Raw genomic sequence first — 20,027 nt, 5'->3', positions numbered from 1 at the left:
TCACGGCTTGCGCCCCACCGCAGCGAGATCGGTCTTGTATGAGGTGTCGTCGGGGCCGTCCGGATGCCAGGAGGCGGCGTAGACGACTCCTGGGTCGACCAGTTCGAAACCGTCGAACAGGGCGGCGAATTCGGGGTGGCTGCGGTACCCACCGGCGACCGTCGGCGGCGGCGCACGGCGAGCACCGCTACGGCCCGTAGCGGCCGGCCAGTTCACTGCCGATCCGGTGCAATTCGTCTCGCACCGACCGTGGTTCGACGACGTCGATCAGAGCGCCCCAGCCGGCGAGCTGGCGGGCGATGTCCAGTGGGGTCGGCGCCGCGACGCGGACGCGTACCCTGCCGTCGTCGAGTTCGGCCTCGACGTGACAGTGCCGGCCGAAGTGGTCGCGCAGAATCTCCGTGTAGCGCTGCTCGATCAGCAGGGTGGCCCGGGTGCGGGACCGCAATTCCTCGACAGTGCCGGTGATCTCGTCCCAGGCTCGGGCGAGGGCGAAATCGGCGGGCAGGTCGAAGGTTTCGCCGGTGGGGTCGGCGGCGGTCATGCGGTCGACGCGGAATGTGCGCCGACCCCGTGCCGTAACGGCGACCAGGTACCACGTGCCGTCCTTGTCGATGACTCCCCACGGCTCCACGACCGGCTGCGACCGGCGATTTCCGCTGTCGGTGTAGTCGAGTCGCACCTTGCGCCGCTCGACCACCGCGGTCTGCAATGCCTCGACCAGGTCGGGGCGCGGCCGGGTGCGCGCACCCCATCGGACGTCGTCGACCATCGTGGCCCGCGCGGCCGCTTCGGCTTCGGCACGGAAGGTCTGTGGCAACGCCCGGACCAGTTTCCGCAGCGCCGCCTTCGCCTCGCCGGACGCCGCGGCGGCGGGACCGGCGAGCAGGAACAGCGCTCGCGCCTCGACCGCCGACAAACCGGACAGATCCGTCCGCGCCCCGCCCACCAGCGACCAGCCCCCACCGCGACCGGGCTGCGAGTACACCGGAATCCCCGCGGCGGACAGGGCTTCCAGGTCCCGCCGCGCGGTCGCCACCGAGACCTCGAGTTCGGCCGCCACCTCCGCCGCGGTGACCTGTCCCCGCGACTGCATCAGCAACAACACCGCCAAGAGGCGATCGGCCCGCACGCCTCGATCCTGCCGGAAAAGTGCTCAGAAGGTGAGCACTTTTGCCCGGATCATGGAAAACACATCCACAGGAAAGGAACCCTCCGATGTTGCGAGGACTCAGCACGGTCACCCTGTTCGCCGACGATGTCGCCGCCGCGAGCGGCTGGTACACCGAAATGCTCGGCATGGCACCCTATTTCGTTCGCGAGATAGCGGGCACCCCGGCCTACGCCGAGTTCCGGCTCGGCGACCATCAGCACGAACTCGGTATCATCGACCGGCGGTTCGCACCGGCCGGCACCGGCGACACCCCCGGCGGCGCCGTGGTCTATTGGCACGTCGACGATCTGCCCGCCGCTGTCGAGCGGCTGGTCTCCGGCGGTGCGGTCGTCCACGAGCAGATCACCGAACGCGGTCCCGGATTCGTGACCGCCTCGGTCATCGATCCGTACGGCAACATCCTCGGCGTGATGTACAACCAGCACTACCTGGACATTCTCCGGACCCGGACCGGAGTCCGACCGTCTGCTTGACCCGGCGACCGGCCAGCGGTCGCGACAGTCCCCGTCCGCGCGGTCGGTCCGGCCTACATCTCATCCGCTGCGGTCTTCCGGTATCGGACGAGGTCCGCGCGGAACTGGCCCAGCTGCCGTGGTACCGCGCGCAGGAGAACAGAACCCGCGCTGTCAGCGCGGAACTGAGGCAGGGCGCCGCGATCCGGCTGCTGCTGGCCGACCACTCTCCCGCCGCGACGGCGCAAGCGGGTGAGAGGGCGGACATCCTGGTGCGAGAGATCGGGGCACAGCAGCGGCCACGAGCACGTGCCGAAGCCACCCTGCTGCAAGCCTGTTGCCTGTGAACCGCAGGCCGCCGCGAGTGCCGCCGGCCCGGCACTGGCGTTGTGCGCCGCGCACGGCCTGCCCCGGCTTCCCGAACTGATCGGCCCCGGGATGGCGCAGATCGCCCACGCCTGCTCCTCCGGCGCGGCCGACCGGGACTGCTGAAGATCTGCTCGCAACCGGCCACTTGCCGCCGATGCCGGGCGCGCGTGGGCCGCTGCGGTCCTGCCGCGGCGAGTCGCTCGTACCGGGTCAGCGCGCGAGCGCGCCGAGGTGTCGTCGCATCCGGTGCCGGGCCAGGGCGGTGTCACCGTGCCGGATGGCGTCGAGGATGCGGTGATGTGCCAGGGTGGCCTCGTCCGGGGTGGCCCGGGTTGTCGGCGGATCGTCGGCCCGGTACCGGGGGGACAGCGCCATGACGACCGAAAGGAACAGTGTCAGAATCGGATTGCCCGCAATCGCGGCCAGTTCGGTGTGGAACAAGCCGGTCCGGTGCGGCTGCCGGGCGGAGCACGGTTGGCTCGCCGTCGTGCCGAGCCGTTCGGGCAGTTCGGCGCCGGCCTCGGCGAGCCGGGCCGTCACCCGGGTGACGATGCCGAGTTCGAGGGCGTTGCGCACGATCCGGAAATCGCCGGCGGTGACGCGTTCGTAGTCCAGCAGCAGTGCGATGGTGTCCACGCTGGCCTGCGGCTCGGGTTCGGTGACGATCAGCCCGCCGCCGGGACCGGGACGCATCCGAGCCACCGAGTGATATTCCAGCAGCCGCACGGCCTCGCGCAGCGCGGGGCGGCTGATGCCGTAGCGGGCGACGAGGTCGGACTCCGACCCGAGAACCGCACCTACCGGCCACCCGCGGGCCGCGATGTCGTCGTGGATGCGGCTCGCGAGCACCTCCGCCAGCTTGCCCGCAGGCTCGGCGGCCCCGCCGACTCCGGTGTCCGGATCGCGGGTACGGCGCTGCGCTCGGCCCGGGTCGACCCAGGAGGCCAGGCATTCCAGATGTGTGCCCAGCGCGACCTGCGCGCGGGGTCCGTCGCCGTCGATCACCGCCTCGGCGATCGCACGATGGGCGGCGTGTGAATCCTGCCTGGCCGTGTCCACCGCCGCGGGAGATCGCCGGCGGGAGGCCTGCGCGTAGCGGGTGGTGAGACGGGCCAGCACGTCGATGAACAAGTGCAGCAACGGATTACCGGACAACCGCCCCAGCAGCCCGTGCACCGGATCGTGTGCCCAGCACTGCGGGCCACTCAACCGCGCGTGTTCCTCGCGCAGTGCCGCGCGCAGCGTCGTGATTCCGTCCTCGGTGATGCAGTCCGCGGCCAGCCGAGCGGCGACCGGCTCCAGCAGCGACCGCGCCTCGAGCAGATCGGCGACACCGGTGCCGACATACTCGAGGTAGATCACCATGGCCCGGGTGGCCGGTTCGGCGTCCGGGGCGCAGACGAACAGCCCGCCGTTGGGCCCGCGGCGCATCCGGGCGACCTGATGATGCTCGACCAGCCGGACGGCCTCACGCAACACCGGCCGGCCCACACCGTAGTACGCGCGCAGATCGCTCTCGGATCCCAGCGACTCGCCGACCGGCCAGCCGCGGCGGATCACGGTGTCCTCGATCCGCCGGGCGATCCGGGTCGCCAGCCGTCCCGCACCGGTCGCGATCGGCTCGTCGGCGGGCTCGCCGCCGGCGGGATCGAACTCGACGGCGCTCACCATGCACGGACTCCTCGCGGACGATTCGGTAGTCGGTCCGGTATGCCCGCGGCCGGAGCCGGCGCGCATCTCGGAGGCGAACAGTATCAAGGTTACTCATCGCCGTTGCCCGGGCCGGGCGCAGCCGACGTGCCCGCGACGAGGGCCACCGCACGATCCGCGGCCGGTTCCATCGAAGGAACAACAACCCTCCGAAAAAGGTCACCGAATCTGCCTCGGACGGACGGGCTTGTGGTGCCGCACAGATGTCGGCCGCGGCGCCGTCCCGCGATGGGACAGCGAACACAATGACACGAACGCCTCTGGCAGAAATCGGCCAATAGGTTCCGTTTATGTCCATTAAGGTGGTGAAATTGCGGTCGTAACTAGCCGATATATGAGAGTTGGGTTACCTCTTCTGTGCTGGTCGAGGTCCGAGCTCTCCTCCGGGAGGAAGGGGGAGCAACCGTCCCGGTGACAGTGCACGGCATCGGTACCCCTCCCGGCGCCGGGAGACGCCACTGTCATCGAAAATAAATACTGTCACTGATTACGATCCTCTCGACAGGCTGCGTTCCGATGACGCCGGAAGCCGCAGCCGGACAGCACTACCGGCGGTCACCGGCCGGGACATCACGTATTCCGGTGGCGTGGCTGCGGTGTGTGCAGATTCGGGCGTCGCGGAATCCCTCGATCGCGACGCCGTTGCGGAGTGGAACCAACGCTCCACTCTTCTCATTCGCCGTGCCCCGGTGGCAGCAGTGTGAGGCCCTGCCGCCGGGGCCGGTGCGTATTTCGTCAGCGTATTCCCGCGGGACCGGTCCCGCTGTCTGGAGGTTGTTCGTGTCCGCATTCTCACGCCGGAGTTTTCTCGGCGCCGCTGCCGCAGGCGCCGCACTGACGCTGAGCCAGCCGGGATTCGCGTTGGGCGGCAACGGTATCGCCGCGCGCGTCCGCCGGGTCGAGGTGGTCCGCGAGGAGCATCGCGTCATCGTGATCGGATCGGGGTTCGGTGGTGGTGTCACCGCACTGCGCCTGGCTCGGGCCGGTGTCCCGGTGCTGGTGCTCGAACGCGGACTGCGCTGGCCGACCGGCCCGAATTCCGACACCTTTCCCCGCGCCGCCGCACCCGACAAGCGCATCCTCTGGTATGGGTCGGCGCCCCAGTTATTCGGCAGGCCAGTGGGTTTCGATCCCTATCCGGGACTGCTCGACACGGTCGCCGGCGACCATATGACGGCGTTGTGCGCCGCCGGCGTCGGTGGGGGATCGCTGGTGTACCAAGGGATGTCGCTGCAACCGCGGAAGGAGGCGTTCCTCACCCAGTTCCCCGAGCAACTGGACTGGGACACGATGAACCGGGTGCACTACCCACGCGTGGCGCAGATGCTGCGACTGGCCACCGCCCCCGACGAATTGATCGACAGCCCCCACTACAACGTCGTGCGCGTCTTCGCCGACCACGTGCGCAAAGCCGGGCTGCCGGTGTCGAAGATCCCGATGCCGATCGACTGGAACTACGCACTCGACGAACTGAAGGGCCGGATGAAGCCCTCCTACACCAACGGCGACGGTGCACTCGGCGTCAACAACGGCGGCAAACATTCCGTCGATGTCACCTACATCGCCGCGGCGGAGGCGACCGGTCTGGTCCAGGTCGAGCCACTGCACCACGTCACCGATATCGAGCGGGCCGCCGACGGCCGGTGGACCGTCCATGTCGACCGGATCGACACCACCGGGACGGTGGTGGAGAACAAGATCCTCACCACACCCGCGCTGGTTCTGGCCGCGGGTAGCCTGAACACCACGAAACTGCTGGTGCGGGCCGCGGGTAAGGGGACGATCCCGGACCTGCCGGACGGGCTCGGCGCCAACTGGGGTACCAACGCCGACCGGATCTACACCTGGACCTGCCTGGACTCCGATTTCGGTGCGCCACAGGGCGGGCCCGTCGTCTACGGCAGCCTGAACTGGGACGAACCCGCGACGGCCGCGACCGTCATCCAGGCCTCGATACCCCCGATGGGAATCGATGCCCACACCACCATGCTGGTCGGCTACGGCGTCAGCGACGCTCGTGGCCGCTTCGACTACGACGCCGTCACCGACGCCGCGGTGCTGCGCTGGCCCGAAGACGGTGACGCGGTGATCCAGGACGGCCGCATCGGCCCGCTCGTGCGCCGGATCACCGGTGCCACGTGCACTCTCGTCGACACGAATGCGGTGATGCCGTCCACCTGGCACCCACTCGGTGGTGCGAGCATGGGCCCGGTCTGCGATCTGGACGGCCGGGTCCACGGTCAACGCGGCCTCTATGTGCTCGACGGCGCACTGATACCCGGCAACTGCGCGGCCTGCAACCCGTCGATGACCATCGCCGCAGTCGCCGAACGCGCGCTGGACAACCTGGTGACACAGGACGTCGGGTCCGTCATCTGAGGACTTCCGGCCTGGTATTCCGGCACCCGGAACGCCGGGACGGTCCATCGATCGCCGATCCCCGAATTCGTCAGGACAGCTTTATGCCGACAAGAACAGCGGGCCATCATGCACCCCGGACGACCGATGGCCTTTTCGCACAGAGGATGTACTCGAGCGCTCGAGCGCAGGCGTCTCGGTTGTGCTGGGAGTTCGTCACGTCGGCCGGCGACGGTGCGGCGGCGGACCGGTGTGCCGATCATGTGCACGACGCCGCACAACACTGGTCCGCCGGTGGTCTGCCCCATCGGAAAGCGCACATGGCGATACAGGAGGCCCTGCGCGGGACCATCGACCATCTCGGCCGGCAACCCGCTCGGGCCCTGCCCGGGCAACTGCGAATGCTCCTCGACATCTCACCCCGGCTGTGCCGATCCGTGCTGCTCGCCTACCACCCGGCCCGGCTCGACTATTTCGCGGCGCCACCGCCCTCCGGGCGATCCGCGGCGGTCACGCTGCTGGACAGCAGTGCGATCCGGCCACCCGGCATGACCGCAGCGACCGCCTACGATGTCGTCGCCATCCGCTTGTCCGCAGCGACCGATCAGGTGGTGGACCGGTCCCCGATGCGCCGGTTCCTGCGTGCACTGCGAGCGCACCGCGACGCCGTGTTGCCGATCGTCGCCGAATCCAGCGGCACCCTGTTGGTCCCCTCGACCCGATCCGAACGCGGACTCGACGATGTCCTGCTCACCTGCGGCGCCGATGCGGCACTCACGTTCACGGCGGCGACAGTCCACGCTCGACGGTCCGAACTCCGGCCCGCGCGCGACCACGCCCACCAACTGCTCGACCTCGTCGAGCAACTCGGCTGCGGGCCGGGCCTGTATCGCTTCGCCGATCTCGCTTTCGAATACCAGATCACCCGGAACGGCCCCGGCCGTGACCGGCTGGCCGCGATACTCGATCCGCTCGACGACCATCCGGAACTGCTGGCCGTGGTCGAGCACCACATTCGCACCGGCGGGGTGCGGGTCCGGACCGCGGAACTCCTCGGCATACACCCCATGACACTCGTCAACCGGCTACGCCGAATACGAGAACTGACCGGGCTGGAACCCACCGAACCCACCGGCCGCTGGCACCTCCATGCCGCCCTCATCGCCCACCTGACACGCCCCACCGCACCGGGCGAGCGCAACACACCGCCGGATCCTGCCTTGCCGACGGCGATGACCCTGCCCGGCCTGTCACCGCGCCACGACCTCGGAAATCACGCTGTCCACCCGGCTTCGAGCTGACGCCGGCCCGGTAACCTTGGTGCGGTTCGTTCGGGATCGCGGCGGCCGTGAGCGCGGCCGGACCGGGCACCGGAACATCCGCGAGGAGTGTGTGCATGGCCAGCGCCGTCGAGACCGATTCCGGCGATGGCGGGGCGCTCGGTGAGCCGATGGCTTCCGGTGCGGGCCGGCGGGCGGCTCAGGTCGCCCGGCGTATCGAGGAAACCGTGATCGGTCGCGGCTGGCCGGTCGGCGAGTTGCTGGGATCGGAAAGCGACCTGCGTGCGCATTACCGGGTCGGACGTCCGGTGTTGCGCGAGGCGATCCGCCTGGTCGAGCATCACCAGGTCGCCCGGATGCGGCGGGGGCCCAACGGCGGGCTGTTCGTCTGCGCACCCGACGCCGAACCGGCCATCCGCGCCATGGTGATCTACCTCGAATACGTCGGGACCAGCGTCGGCGACCTGCTCGAGGTGCGGGCGCTGCTGGAGCCGATCGCCGCCCGGCTGGCCGCCGACCGGATCACCGAGGAGGAGATCGCAACGCTGCGCGCGGCGATGCACGAGGAGCACGCGCAGCTGCTCGGCCCGGAGTGCTTCGCTGTCGACCCGGTGCACACTCTGATCGGCCGGCTGTCGGGAAATCCGGTGCTGCACTTGTTCATCGATGTGCTGGCCCGCCTGACCACCCGGTACGCGCGCGCCTCGCGCAAGCATTCGGCGGTGGAGTTGGATGCGACGAAACGGGAGGCCCATGCCGCCCATCGGGCAATCGCCGAGGCCGTGATCGACGGCGACGGTGCCCGCGCGCAGGTCGCCCTGACCACGCACCTCGAGCGCCTGTCCACGTCGGTCGACCCGAGCCGCGCGCATCGGCGCGTCGGTGACCGAGACGCCGGATTCGACAAGACCGCCGCCCCGGCGGCCAAACTGGCCGAAGTGCTCGCGCACCGCATCCATGCGGATATCGCGGGCCGAGGCTGGCCGGTGGGCACCGTGCTCGGCTCGGAGACCGACCTGGTCGCCCGCTACGGCATCAGCCGCCCCGCGCTGCGCGAGGCCGTACGCCTGCTGGAATACCATTCCGTGGCCCGGATGCGTCCGGGCCCCGGGGGCGGATTGGTCGTCACCGAACCCGAGCCACAGGCCAGTGTCGACACCATCGCACTACTGCTGGAATACGAACGCGTCACCGCCGACGATTTCCGGATCGCCCGCACCGCAATCGAACTCGCGACCATCGGCCGAGTGGCCGACCGGTTCACCGGCAAGGGCCGCGAACTGCCCGAACAGCTCGCCGCCGCCGCGCAGGGCCTCTGCGAAGGAGTGGGAACACCGTCGCCCCCGACCGGCTCCTTCCACACCGAACTCGTCAACGCCGCAGGTAATCCTGTTCTGGCACTGTACTTCTCGGTTGTCATGGAGCTCGGCCGACGCCATCCGGCCGGCGTTTCGGCGCCGGCTGCGAACGTGGCCGCCGACAGCGAACAGGCACATCACCGCATCCTCGACGCCCTGCGCAGCGGCGACCCGGCCGTCGCCCGGCACCGGATGCGCCGCCACCTCGCCATGCTCACCCATTGAACCGCCGGTCGCCGCGGCTCGCCGCCGGCGCCGCAGGTAGCGGCGGACGCTCGCGCCGTCGCAGCCCGTGCGGCGCTCGACCGCGGCGTCGAACCCGCCATCGCCGATATCGCGCGCACTCGGCGTGACCAGCCAGACGGTCTACCGCTACTTCCCCGGCACCGAGGCACTGCTGACGGCAACGAGATCGGCGTCCAGGACATGATCCGGGTTTTCGCCGAGGAGTTCGGTATCACGCTGCGATAGCGAACGGGGCCGCGCCGGAAGGAGTTTCGGCTATATAGTCGGTTCCGGCGGCATCGATCCAGGGTCGGTGCGCGGGAATCCGGGAGCGCGACAATGCCATCCTCGTTCAGCACCGAGACCGCGCTCGTCGCCGACCCCGCGGTGGCCGGGCGGTTCGCCACCGTCCTGAGTGGAGACTGGAATGCGCCGGTCTACACCCACGGGGGCATCACCACCGCCTTGGCCGTGCGCGCGATGCAGCAGCAGTTCGAGCAGCCGCTGCGGTCGGTGCACACGCTGTTCGTCAGTCCGGTTCCGCCGGGGCCGGTCACCGTCGACGTCACCGTGCTGCGGCGCGGGCGCAGTGTGAGCCAGGCCGTCGCCACGCTGCGCACCGAGGCGGGTACCGGGCTGGTCGCGACCGCGGCATTCGGCGACGACCGGCCCGGATTCGAGTTCACCGATCTCGTCGCGCCGGAGGTGGCGCCGCCGGAACACTGCCGTTCGTTCGAGGAGATCTCGGCCGCAAAGGGTTTCGAGCTGGCGCCGCTGTGGCAGCAACTGGACGGGCGGACGACCCGCGGCCGTGCGGACCGGGAACCGCAGGTGCCGCCGTCGTCCGAACAGGTTTTCTGGTATCGGTTCCGGCAGTCGCCCCGCGACGCGGACGGGGTACTCGATCCGGCGGCGCTGCTGGTCATCGCCGACCTGATGGCCGGGGCCATCGGCGAATACCTGGGCGACGAGGTGGCGCGGTGGCTGGCGCCCAGCGTGGAGATGACGGTGCGGCTGCTCGAACCGGTGCGCGGCGAATGGATCCTGTCGCGCATTCGCGCCCACCGGTCCGGTCACGGCTACGTCAGCCTGGAGAACCAGCTCTGGGATCCGGAGACCGGCACCCTCGTCGCGCACGGCACCCAGCTGGCGTTCTACTCCTTCCCCGACTCGTGACGCCGGTGGCGAATCCTGTTCAGGCCGCGGCGATGTCGAGCAGGGCCGCGGTCACGGCATCCGGTTCGGTGATCATGAGGTCGTGGCCGGTGTCGATATCCCACAACCGGCCCTCGGCGCGGGCCGTCGCCACCAGTTGCGGATCCCGCGTGGCCAGCGTCGAGGTGCACACGACGTGGTACTGGGGGATCTTCCAGAACGCGTCCTCGTTGACGAAGTCGAGCCTGTCCTCGAAGCACTGCCACGGATGGCCGGTCAGGCGTGCCGCCATCCATTCGACGTCCGCGGGATCGGTGACGCCGTAGAACAGCGGCGCTTCCGGCGCCGGCAGCAGCACCAGTTCGACACCGTCGATCACCGCCCCGAACGGCCGGGACGCCTCGATGATCGGACCGGCGACATCGACCAGGGATTGCCCGTTGACCGGATTCGCCGCGTCCAGGAACACCAGCCGGCCCACCCGCTCCGGGGTGTTGTCGGCGGCGCCGGTGATCACCATCCCGCCGTAGCTGTGACCGACCAGGATCACGTCCGACAGGTCCTCGTAGTGCAGCAACGACGCGACGTCCTGCACATGGGTCGCCAGGCCGATGTCGGTCTTGCGCAGATGTGAACGCTCGGCCAGTCCCGACAGCGTCGGGGCGTGCACCTCGTGCCCCGCCGCGCGCAACCGTTGCGCCACCTTCTTGTAGCACCAGCCGCCGTGCCCGCCGCCGTGTACCAGTACGAACGTCGCCATCCCGTATCTCCTGAAGCGCATTCTCGTAATGAGAGAGTGTTGTATCGAGTAATCGGATTACCCGAGTAATCAGATTACTCTGGAGGGATGGCTGTCGAGCGGGAATCGGAGACATCGCAGCGTATCCTCGCGGTGGTGCTCGATGCGCTCGAGCGCGGCGGCTACCAGGGGGTATATCTCCAGGAGGTCGCGCGCACCGCGCGCGTGTCGCTGGCGACGGTGTACAAGCTGTTCGGCACCCGGGACGAGCTGATCGTGGCCGCCCTGGAGCAGTGGATGACCCGCACCAGCTATGCCGATCTGGCCCCGCCGCAACCGGGAGAGTCGCTGTACGACGGGCTCATGCGCTTGTTCCGCCGGGTGTTCGAGCCCTGGGAGCGGAGTCCTCGGATGCTCGAGGCGTTCCATCGCGCCCGCAGCGGGCCCGGCGGCAACCGGCTCGACGCGCAGGGCCTCGTCGCGGTGCTACCGGCGGCCGCCGCCGTCCTCCAGGGAGCCGACCCGCTGTATCTGGAGGACATCGGGCAGATCCTGACCGGCCTCAGCCACGGGCTCATCGGCCGATACGTCGACGGGACCATGGAGATCACCGAGATCCTGCCCACGCTGGACCGCGCGGTCCGCCGGCTGACCACCGACAACGCCGCCGCGGCGGCAGCCGCTGTCGTCGAGCGCGCGGACCCCGCGACGACCATCGATCGGACGCGATCCTGACCGCCGCACCGCCCGGCCGACGACACCGGCCACCCGCTGGACGAGCCCGCTGCCGGTTCCTTCGCACGGCGGCACGGGATTCCGATAGTGCACGCCGGGCGGCGCGGCCTCGCACTGCGCGCGTAGCCCGGGGCAACATGGGAGCGAGCTGTGATACAGGCATTCCGCCACGGTTACCCGGTCCCGCAGGGCTTCCGCGACGATCCGCGCACCCGGCTGGCCGCTGGGCGGCCAGCCGCCGTCGGTGTGGTGGCAGATCTTGCAGGCCCTCGGCCTGGCCTGACCTCCGCGGCCCGGCCCGAGATCTGCTCGGCCGGGCCCGATCACAGCCTGCCTGCCGCGGCCGGTGCCGGCCGGCCGCCCCGGTGGTGTTCGCCGACTGGGCCTTTCGACGAGCACCACCGGACGCGGCGGCGACCACTGTTCGGACCAGGGCGCGTACCGGCCGCGCGGCGATCAAGCTCGGTCACGCTGCGGTGGACGGCGCAGTTACAGTGCAGGACATGGGCATTGCCGAGCATGATCGGGCCGTCGAGGTCCGTGACGTGGTGGCCGACCGGCTGCCCGGGTATCGGATCGAGACGGTGGCGATGCTCGGTGCGGGGCAGGACAACGTTGCCTATCTGGTCAACGGCGAGTTGATCGTGCGGTTCGGCAAGGAATCCGATCCTCGGGCACGAGCCGCGCGGATCGACACCGAGGCGCGGCTGCTGGCGGCCGTCGCTCGTGTCTCACCGGTGCCGGTGCCCGAGCCGGCATTCGTTGTCGCCGCCCAGGGATGCCTGGCGTATTTCGCGGTCCCCGGGGTGCCGCTGATCGAGTTGTCCGAGGCGCGGCGGGCACTGCACGCGAACTCGATCGCCGAGACGCTCGGGCGGTTTCTCGGTGCGCTGCACGCGGTTCCCACCGAGCGGTTCGCCGATCTGGTGGAGGTCGACATGCAGCCTCCGGAGCAGTGGCTCGTGGCGGCCACGGAGTGCTATGAATCGGCTGTCGGCGAGATCCCGCATACGCAGCAGGATGCCGTGGAGCGCTTCCTCGCCACGCCGCCGCCCGCCGAGCCGTACGAACCGGTGTTCTCGCACAACGATCTGGGGATCGAACACGTTCTCGTGCAACCCGATTCGGGAGCGGTGACCGGGATCATCGACTGGAGCGACGCCGCGATCACCGATCCCGCCTACGATTTCGGGCTGATCCACCGGGATCTGGGCGTGGATGCACTCGACATCGCCTTGCGCGCCTACGGGATCGGCGACCAGCCGCGGATACGCGCTCGCGCCCGGTTCTATGCCGTGTGCAGCGCCCTGGAGGATATGGCCTACGGGCTCGAGACCGGCGACCACCGCTATCTCGGCAACGGTCGCACGGCGCTCGAACGGTTACTCCTCCACCCGTGACCGGATCGCGGGCGCAACATGCGGCCACAGCCGTAGCGGCGAGTGCTCGCGCGCTCGTCCGGCCCGTACCGCCGCACACGGGTGAGAGCTTCCGGCCAGCACGGCAGTCGAACACTACTGTCGCACAGAACTTTCCGATCATCACAGCAGATGTGGCGCGCCTGCCGGCGCCTCATCCGATCCATTCCTCCATCACATCGGCCAGCGCCTGCGCACCCCGGTGACAATCGGCGATCTCGGCGAATTCCCTTGGCGAGTGCGATATTCCGGTCGGATTCCGGACGAACAGCATCGCGGTCGGCAGCTTCTCCGACAGGATCCCGGCATCGTGACCGGCGGCGGTCGGCTGGACCGGGATGTCGCCGAGATGGGCGAGGGCGGTGCACAGCCGGTCTCGGGTGTCGGCGGGGAATTCGACTATCGGCGTGACGGATTCGGTCTCCACGTCCAGGTCGATGCCGTCGATCTCGGCCTGCCGCCGCGCCTCGGCGGTGATCCGGTCGACCAGGGCCGACAGGGTCGGCTCGTCGGCGGCGCGGGCGTCGAGCCAGGCGGCGACCTCGGAGGCGATGGCGTTGGTGCCGTTGGGTAGTACCCGTACCTTGCCGAAGGTGGCGACGGCCTCGTGCAGGGCCGCGGCCTCGCGGGCGGTGTGCACGGTCGAGGCGAAGGTCAGCATGGGGTCGCGGCGGTCGATCAGGCGGGTGGCGCCGGCGTGATTGGCCTCGCCGGTGTAGGTGAACAGCCAGCGGCCGTGCGGCCAGATCGAGGAGGCGACCGCGACCGGCCGGTCGATCAGGTCCAGGGCGCGGCCCTGCTCCACGTGTAATTCGACGTACACCCCGACGCGGCGGGTGAGGTCAGGGTCGGGGCCGAGGTGGCGAGGGTCGCGGCCGCGGGCGTGCAGCGCCTCGGCCAGGGTGATGCCGTCGGCGTCGCGCAAGCGCAGAGCGCGCTCCGGAGCCAGTGCGCCGGTGGACAATTGGGAGCCGATGCAGGCGACGCCGAAGCGGGCGCCCTCCTCGTCGGAGAAGGCCGCGATGCCGGCCGGGCGGGTCGGCACGATGCCGCGGGCCCGGACGAGGTCGACGGCGGCGAAGGCGGAGACAACGCCCAGTGGACCGTCGAACGCGCCGCCGTCGGGGACCGAATCCAGGTGGGAGCCGGTGACGAACGCGTCGCGCGGGTCGCCGGACCAGCCCGGCGGCAGCCACCAGGCCCACAGGTTGCCGTTGCGGTCCTCCTCGACGGCCATGCCGCGCCGCCCGGCCTCGCCGCGGAACCATTCCCGCAGCGTCATATCGGCGTCGTTCCAGGCGAAGCGCCGGTAGCCGCCGGTGCCGGGATGGCGGCCGACGTCCAGCAGCGCCGTCCACAGGGCGTCGAAGGTGTCCACGCCGGTCACAGCCGGCCCGGGATCCAGGTGGTACCGGCCAGCGGCACCCGGGCCATGGCGGCCGCTTCGACGGTGAGCGCCACCAGATCCTCCGGTTCGAGGTTGCGCAGATGCGATTTCCCGCAGGCGCGCGCCAGGGTCTGCGCCTCCATGGTCAGCACCCGCAGATAGTTGGCCAGGCGGCGGCCACCGGCGGCCGGGTCCAGGCGCTCGGCCAGTTCCGGGTCCTGGGTGGTGATGCCCGCGGGGTCGCGGCCCTGCTGGAAGTCGTCGTAGAAGCCTGCGGCCGAACCGAGTTCGCGATACTCCTCGGCGTAGCGCGGGCTGTTGTCGCCCAGCGCGATCAGGGCCGCGGTGCCGATGGCGACGGCATCCGCGCCGAGCGCCATCGCCTTGGCGACGTCGGCGCCGCTGCGGATACCGCCGGAGACGATCAACTGCACCTTGCGATGCAGGCCCATCTCCTGCAACGCCTGTACCGCCTGCGGGATCGCGGCCAGGGTCGGGATGCCGACGTGTTCGATGAACACGTCCTGGGTGGCGGCGGTCCCGCCCTGCATACCGTCCACCACCACCACGTCGGCGCCGGCCTTGACCGCCAGTTTCACGTCGTAGTAGGTGCGGGTGGCGCCGACCTTGACGTAGATCGGCTTCTCCCAGTCGGTGATCTCGCGCAGTTCGATGATCTTGATCGCCAGGTCGTCCGGTCCGGTCCAGTCCGGATGGCGGCACGCGCTGCGCTGGTCGACGCCCTGCGGCAGGGTGCGCATGGCGGCCACCCGCTCGGTGATCTTCTGCCCCAGCAGCATGCCGCCGCCACCGGGTTTGGCGCCCTGGCCGAGCACGATCTCGATGGCGTCGGCCTTGCGCAGATCCACCGGATTCATCCCGTACCGGGACGGAAGATATTGGTACACCAAATTTTTCGACTGCCCACGTTCCTCGGGGGTCATTCCGCCGTCGCCGGTGGTGGTCGAGGTGCCGACCTCGCTCGCGCCACGGCCGAGCGCCTCCTTGGCCCGGCCGGACAGCGCGCCGAAGCTCATGCCCGCGATGGTGATCGGGATATCCAGGTGCAGTGGATATTTCGCATGCCGGTCACCGAGCACCACATCGGTGTCGCAGCGCTCGCGGTAGCCCTCGAGCGGGTACCGCGACATCGATGCGCCGAGGAACAGCAGATCGTCGAAATGCGGCAGCGGGCGTTTGGCGCCCCAGCCGCGGATGTCGTAGATGCCGGTCTCGGCGGCGCGCTGGATCTCGGCGATCACCCGGCGATCGAAGGTGGCCGACTCGCGCAGGACGGGATCGATGGTCATGAGAACTCCTGGGGCCCTGATCAATACGCCGAGGCGTTGTCGACATGGAAGTTGTACAGCCGGCGCGCGGACCCGTAGCGGCGGAACCCGGCCGGGTCGGCGTCGAAGCCGGCGGCGGCGAGCAGTTCCGCCAGTTCGGCGCGGTGTTCCTCGCGCATCGGCTTCTGCACGCAGTCGGCGCCGAGGGAGGCGACGTCGCCGCGCACGTAGATCCGGGCCTCGTACAGCGAATCACCGAGCGCCTCACCGGCATTGCCGCAGACCACCAACCGGCCCGCCTGACCCATGAAGGCGCTCATGTGGCCGATGTCGCCGCCGACCACGATGTCGATGCCCTTCATCGAGATGCCGCACCGGGCAGCGGCATTGCCCTCGACGACCAGCAGTCCGCCGTGCGCGGTCGCCCCCGCCGACTGCGAGGCGTCACCGCGCACCCGCACACTGCCGGACATCATGTTCTCCGCCACCCCGACACCGGCATTGCCGGTGATGGTGACGTGCGCGCGCTGATTCATGCCGGCGCAGTAGTAGCCGACGTGGCCGTCGATGGTCACCTCGAGTTCGGCGTCCAGGCCGCAGGCCAGGGCGTGCGCGCCCTGCGGGGCGGTGATCAGGGCACGGGCGGGCGCGTCCGGGGCGTGCAGGGCCCGGTTCACCTCCCGGACGGTGCTGGTGCGCAGGTCGTAGCCGACGGGCTCGCTCGCCTGCTGGTCCGGGCGGCTCGGGGCGGTCCCGGTCACTGACGGTGCCATGCGTAGACCTCTTCCGGTTCGGGCTCGAAGATCCGAGCGTTCTCGATGCCCGGCAGCTGGGCCAGGGCGCGGTACTCCGAGGCCATCGCGACCCACCGGCCGGTCTCGGCGGCCACGGCGGGTTTGCAGGCGATCGGGTCGCGGACGACGGCGAAGGAGTCCGCGGTGGAGACCAGCAGGGTGTAGAAGCCGTCGAAGGTCTCCCCCAGCGTCAGCAGCGCCTTCTCCAGATCGGCGCCGCGGGCCAGTTGCTCGGCGATGTAGCGCGCGCCGACCTCGGTGTCGTTGTCGCTGTCGAACACCACACCGTGCCGTTCCAGTTCGTGCCGGATCGACATGTGGTTGGAGAAGGAGCCATTGTGCACCAGGCACTGATCGGGACCCACCGAGAACGGATGCGAACCCGCGGCGGTGACGGCGGATTCGGTGGCCATGCGGGTGTGCGCGACGCCCTGCCAGCCGGCGGCGGCCGGCAGCCCGAAGCGGCGGGCCAGGCCGCTGGGGTCGCCCATCCCTTTCAGCACGGTCACATCGTCGCCGGACCCGATGATCCGCGCTCCCGGGGCGACCGCCCGTACGGCCGCCAGCAGCGCGGCCGCGGCGATCGGCGCGTGCACCACGGTCGTCGGATCGAGATCGAGCGCGGTGACGGCGACGCCGGCGCGCGCGGTCAGCGCTTCGGCCAATTCGGTTGCGGGCAGCGGACTCTCCAGCAGCGAGACGGTCGCCGAGCCCGCCGGCGACCAGGTCGGGTCGCCGTAGACGGCCATCCCGGCCGAATCGGGGCCGCGGTCGCACATCTGGTCGAGCATGCCGGTGAGCAGTTCGCCGAGCCGCGGATACAGTTCGGGGTCGCGCAGGTGCAACCCGACGATTCCGCACATGGTGGAACTCCTGTCGTGGTGGTGGTCAGAAGGCCGTGAGGTACCGGTCGATCTCCCAGTCGGAAACCGTGTTGTGCCAGGCGAAGAACTCCTCGCGCTTGCGGTCGGCGAAGTACGCCGCGACACCCGGACCGGCGATGTCGAGGGCCGCGGTCAGCACCGGATCGGCGCTGAGGTGGTCCATCGCGTGCAGCAACGTCATCGGCAGCGTCGCGGCGCCGGGGGCCGCGCTGCCGGGTGCGCCGGGATCCAGCGATCGGGCGATGCCGTCGAGCCCCGCGGCGACGGAGACCGCCACGGCCAGATAGGGATTCGCCGATCCGTCCGGGCCGCGCAACTCGACCCGGTTGCCGTCCGGCACCCGCAGATAGTGGGTCCGGTCGTTGCCGCCGTAGGTCGCCGAGCACGGGGACCAGGTCGCGCCGCTGCTGGTGGTGGTGGCGCCGGTGCGCTTGTAGGAGTTCACCGTCGGCGCCACGACACCCTGGAGCGCGCAGGCGTGTTCGAGGATTCCGGCGATGAACGAATAAGCGGTCGACGACAGGCCCAGCCCCTTCGGGTCGGTGCCGTCCGGGAAGGCCGGGCCCGCGCCGGTCCACAGCGACAGGTGCAGGTGCATCCCCGAGCCGGTGCGGCCGCCGAACGGCTTGGGCATGAACGTGGCCTGCATGCCGCGTTTCTCGGCGATCACCGACAGCAGGTAGCGGGCGGTGATCACCCGGTCCGCGGTGACCATGGCATTGTCGTAGTCGAAGTTCTGCTCGAACTGGCCGTTGGCGTCCTCGTGGTCGTTGGCGTAGTTGCCCCAGCCGAGGGTGTTCATGGCGTCGGAGATCTCGGTCAGATGGTCGTACATCCGCGTCACGTCGCGCGCGTCGTAACAGGGCTGGAGTTTCGTGTCGGCGGTGTCGGCGATCGTCAGCGCGCCGGCGTCGTCCCGGGTGACCAGGAAGTACTCGATCTCCGCGCCGACCTTCACCTCGAAGCCGGAATCGGCTGCCCGGCGCAGCATCTCGCGCAGGATGACCCGCGGCGCGAACGGCCACGGCCGCCCCTCGACGTGCGGATCGCAGTGCACCAGCGCGAGTCCGGGCCGGACGAACGGAATCGGGGTGAACGACGACGGATCCGGCATCGCGACCAGATCGGGATCCTTCGGCTCCTGCCCCATCATGCCCGCCGCGTACCCGGCGAAGCCGACGCCCTCGGCCTCCAACTGGGGCACCGCGGCGGCGGGAACCAGTTTGCCGCAGGGCTTTCCGGCGAGGGTGACGAACAGGGCCAGCACGAAGGTGGTGCCGGTGGCCCGGACCAGTTCGGTGAGAGTGGTGTCGGAGGGCCCAGCCGTGACGGCGGGCTCGGCGGTGTCGATGCTCATCGGAATTCCTGGGGTGGGAGGTGGATTCGGCGGGCTGTCAGCGCATCTCGCCGGCGCCGACGTAGGGATGCGGGCTCACCAGGGGGTCGTTCTCGGCGAACCGGGAGTAGCGGAAGTCGTGCGGATCGACGTTCGGCAGCGTGGTGACGCCGGTGGTCAGCAGGTCGGCGACCAGTTCCCCGACCGCCGGGGAGATCTTGAAGCCGTGCCCGGAGAAACCGGTGGCCAGGAACAGCCCGTCGGCCGGGGCGGGGCCGATGATCGGGTTGTAGTCCGGGGTCACGTCGTAGGCGCCGACATAGGACCCGGTGACCCGCGGATCGGGCATGCCGGGCAGCCGGGTGTCGAGTTTCATCACGGTCTTCTCGATGGTGCTCTCGTCGGCCCGGTCGGCGAACCGGTCCGGGTCGATGTACTGCGGCGCTTGATGATCCGAATTACCCACCAGCAGTTCGCCGTTGGGCTCCCGGCAGAGGTATTGCAGACCGGACAGGTCCGACAGCACCGGCACGTCCGGGGTCGGCATCCCCTGGTCGATCAGGACCAGTTGTGCGCGTTGGGCTTTCACGTCGACCTCGACTCCGGCGGTGGCGGCGAGTTCCGGCGTCCAGGGACCGGCGGCCAGCACGACGTGCCGGGCGTGGATCTCGCCGCCGCCGGCCAGCCGGACGCCGCAGACCGTGCCCGCGCCGTCCTGCAACAGCGCGGCGACGGCGGTGGACTGCCGGATCCGGACCCCGCGCGCTCGCGCCGCGGTCGCGAAGGCCATCCCGGTCACGTGCGCCTCGCCGCGGCCACCGGACCGCTCGTAGGCGAAAGCGGCGAAATCGTCCAGGTACAGGCCCGGCCACAGCGTGGCCATGGCCTCGTGATCGATCAGGTCGACCTCGATGCCCAGGCCGTGCATCATCGCGACGTTGGCGTGCAGGGCGGCGACGTTGTCCGCGCCGACCCCGACCACGTACCCGCACTGCCGGAAGGCCAGATCGTCGCCGTCGAACAGTTCGGCGGCCCGCGCGAAGACGCTCACCCCGTACCAGGACATCGCGGCGAGCGACGGGGTGCCGTAGTGGCAGCGGACCACGCCGCTGGATCTGCCGGTCATCCCGGAGCAGAGCGAATTGCGCTCCAGCACAACGACATCGGTCTCACCGCGGCAGGCGAGAGACCAGGCGATGGCGAGCCCCTCGAGGCCGCCGCCGACGATCACGTACTCAGCCGTCTCTGTCACTACCGCAACTCTCCGTGTTTCATGTGATTACTCTTTGTTGCATATCATGAAACACCCTCATTGTGACGGACCCGTTTCCGGCGCATCAACTACGGTGACGAAGCCCTCGACA

19 protein-coding genes are annotated in these 20,027 nt (G+C 69.8%); 9 read left to right on the top strand and 10 right to left on the bottom strand.

Going from position 1 to position 20,027, the window contains the following annotated elements; translation table 11 throughout:
• Positions 1-216, bottom strand: coding sequence for an SAM-dependent methyltransferase (locus LBW94_RS18915; protein ID WP_225057081.1), 216 nt, complete (start codon positions 214-216; stop codon positions 1-3).
• Entirely contained in the window at positions 188-1,132 is a 945-nt protein-coding gene (locus tag LBW94_RS18910; RefSeq protein WP_225057082.1) for a helix-turn-helix transcriptional regulator, read from the bottom strand. The genes LBW94_RS18915 and LBW94_RS18910 overlap by 29 nt, the downstream gene beginning before the upstream one ends.
• Positions 1,133-1,218: 86 nt before the next feature.
• On the opposite strand from LBW94_RS18910, the gene LBW94_RS18905 reads away from it, so the two are divergent.
• Positions 1,219-1,647, top strand: a complete 429-nt coding sequence (locus LBW94_RS18905; RefSeq protein WP_225057083.1) for a VOC family protein — start codon at positions 1,219-1,221, stop codon at positions 1,645-1,647.
• A 288-nt stretch (positions 1,648-1,935) separates the two neighbouring features.
• Positions 1,936-2,118 carry a hypothetical protein gene (locus LBW94_RS18900; RefSeq protein ID WP_225057084.1) on the top strand — a complete coding sequence of 61 codons (183 nt, stop codon included), beginning with the start codon at positions 1,936-1,938 and terminating at the stop codon, positions 2,116-2,118.
• Positions 2,119-2,205: 87 nt separating this feature from the next.
• Here LBW94_RS18900 and LBW94_RS18895 read toward each other — a convergent pair whose 3' ends face one another.
• On the bottom strand, positions 2,206-3,666 hold the full coding sequence (locus tag LBW94_RS18895; protein ID WP_225057085.1) for a FadR/GntR family transcriptional regulator: 1,461 nt from the start codon (positions 3,664-3,666) through the stop codon (positions 2,206-2,208).
• Positions 3,667-4,485: 819 nt separating this feature from the next.
• Between LBW94_RS18895 and LBW94_RS18890 the strand changes: the two genes are divergently transcribed.
• The 5 genes from LBW94_RS18890 (at position 4,486) to LBW94_RS18870 (ending at position 10,102) form a co-directional block, all read left to right on the top strand.
• Positions 4,486-6,084: a GMC oxidoreductase gene (locus LBW94_RS18890; protein WP_225057086.1), complete on the top strand. Its 1,599-nt coding sequence runs from the start codon at positions 4,486-4,488 to the stop codon at positions 6,082-6,084.
• Between the two features lie 299 nt (positions 6,085-6,383).
• Positions 6,384-7,364 carry a PucR family transcriptional regulator gene (locus tag LBW94_RS18885; protein ID WP_225057087.1) on the top strand — a complete coding sequence of 327 codons (981 nt, stop codon included), beginning with the start codon at positions 6,384-6,386 and terminating at the stop codon, positions 7,362-7,364.
• Between the two features lie 95 nt (positions 7,365-7,459).
• The gene (locus LBW94_RS18880) at positions 7,460-8,926 is read left to right on the top strand and encodes a FadR/GntR family transcriptional regulator (RefSeq protein WP_225057088.1); all 1,467 of its coding nucleotides are present in this window, start codon (positions 7,460-7,462) and stop codon (positions 8,924-8,926) included.
• A 67-nt stretch (positions 8,927-8,993) separates the two neighbouring features.
• On the top strand, positions 8,994-9,131 hold the full coding sequence (locus LBW94_RS18875) for a TetR family transcriptional regulator (protein ID WP_416276919.1): 138 nt from the start codon (positions 8,994-8,996) through the stop codon (positions 9,129-9,131).
• 134 nt (positions 9,132-9,265) lie between these two features.
• Positions 9,266-10,102, top strand: a complete 837-nt coding sequence (locus LBW94_RS18870; protein ID WP_225057089.1) for a thioesterase family protein — start codon at positions 9,266-9,268, stop codon at positions 10,100-10,102.
• 19 nt (positions 10,103-10,121) lie between these two features.
• Here the strand turns inward: LBW94_RS18870 and LBW94_RS18865 are convergent, their stop codons facing one another.
• Positions 10,122-10,841 carry an alpha/beta fold hydrolase gene (locus tag LBW94_RS18865; RefSeq protein ID WP_225057090.1) on the bottom strand — a complete coding sequence of 240 codons (720 nt, stop codon included), beginning with the start codon at positions 10,839-10,841 and terminating at the stop codon, positions 10,122-10,124.
• An 87-nt stretch (positions 10,842-10,928) separates the two neighbouring features.
• Between LBW94_RS18865 and LBW94_RS18860 the strand changes: the two genes are divergently transcribed.
• Both LBW94_RS18860 and LBW94_RS18855 read left to right on the top strand, forming a co-directional pair.
• A complete protein-coding gene (locus LBW94_RS18860; RefSeq protein WP_225057091.1) occupies positions 10,929-11,555 on the top strand; it encodes a TetR family transcriptional regulator in 627 nt (208 codons plus the stop codon).
• A 503-nt stretch (positions 11,556-12,058) separates the two neighbouring features.
• Positions 12,059-12,955: a phosphotransferase family protein gene (locus tag LBW94_RS18855; RefSeq protein WP_225057092.1), complete on the top strand. Its 897-nt coding sequence runs from the start codon at positions 12,059-12,061 to the stop codon at positions 12,953-12,955.
• 172 nt (positions 12,956-13,127) lie between these two features.
• Here the strand turns inward: LBW94_RS18855 and LBW94_RS18850 are convergent, their stop codons facing one another.
• The 6 genes from LBW94_RS18850 to LBW94_RS18825 are packed head-to-tail and all read right to left on the bottom strand — an operon-like array spanning position 13,128 to position 19,915.
• Positions 13,128-14,351, bottom strand: coding sequence for an allantoate amidohydrolase (locus LBW94_RS18850; protein WP_225057271.1), 1,224 nt, complete (start codon positions 14,349-14,351; stop codon positions 13,128-13,130).
• Between the two features lie 5 nt (positions 14,352-14,356).
• Positions 14,357-15,670: an FMN-binding glutamate synthase family protein gene (locus tag LBW94_RS18845; protein ID WP_225057093.1), complete on the bottom strand. Its 1,314-nt coding sequence runs from the start codon at positions 15,668-15,670 to the stop codon at positions 14,357-14,359.
• 20 nt (positions 15,671-15,690) lie between these two features.
• Entirely contained in the window at positions 15,691-16,422 is a 732-nt protein-coding gene (locus LBW94_RS18840; RefSeq protein WP_225057094.1) for a protein glxC, read from the bottom strand.
• Positions 16,407-17,306, bottom strand: a complete 900-nt coding sequence (locus LBW94_RS18835; RefSeq protein ID WP_225057095.1) for a class II glutamine amidotransferase — start codon at positions 17,304-17,306, stop codon at positions 16,407-16,409. Before LBW94_RS18835 ends, LBW94_RS18840 begins: the two co-directional genes overlap by 16 nt.
• Positions 17,307-17,331: 25 nt before the next feature.
• Complete coding sequence (gene glnT, locus LBW94_RS18830) at positions 17,332-18,684, bottom strand: type III glutamate--ammonia ligase (protein ID WP_225057096.1); 1,353 nt, start codon at positions 18,682-18,684, stop codon at positions 17,332-17,334.
• Positions 18,685-18,721: 37 nt separating this feature from the next.
• The gene (locus LBW94_RS18825) at positions 18,722-19,915 is read right to left on the bottom strand and encodes an NAD(P)/FAD-dependent oxidoreductase (protein ID WP_225057097.1); all 1,194 of its coding nucleotides are present in this window, start codon (positions 19,913-19,915) and stop codon (positions 18,722-18,724) included.
• Positions 19,916-20,027: the final 112 nt, after the last annotated feature.

The organism is Nocardia sp. alder85J (assembly GCF_020176955.2).
In the GTDB taxonomy this organism is placed as follows: Bacteria; Actinomycetota; Actinomycetes; order Mycobacteriales; family Mycobacteriaceae; genus Nocardia.
The sequence above is the reverse complement of the archived record's forward strand: the minus strand, read 5'-3'. Positions and strand labels throughout refer to the sequence as shown.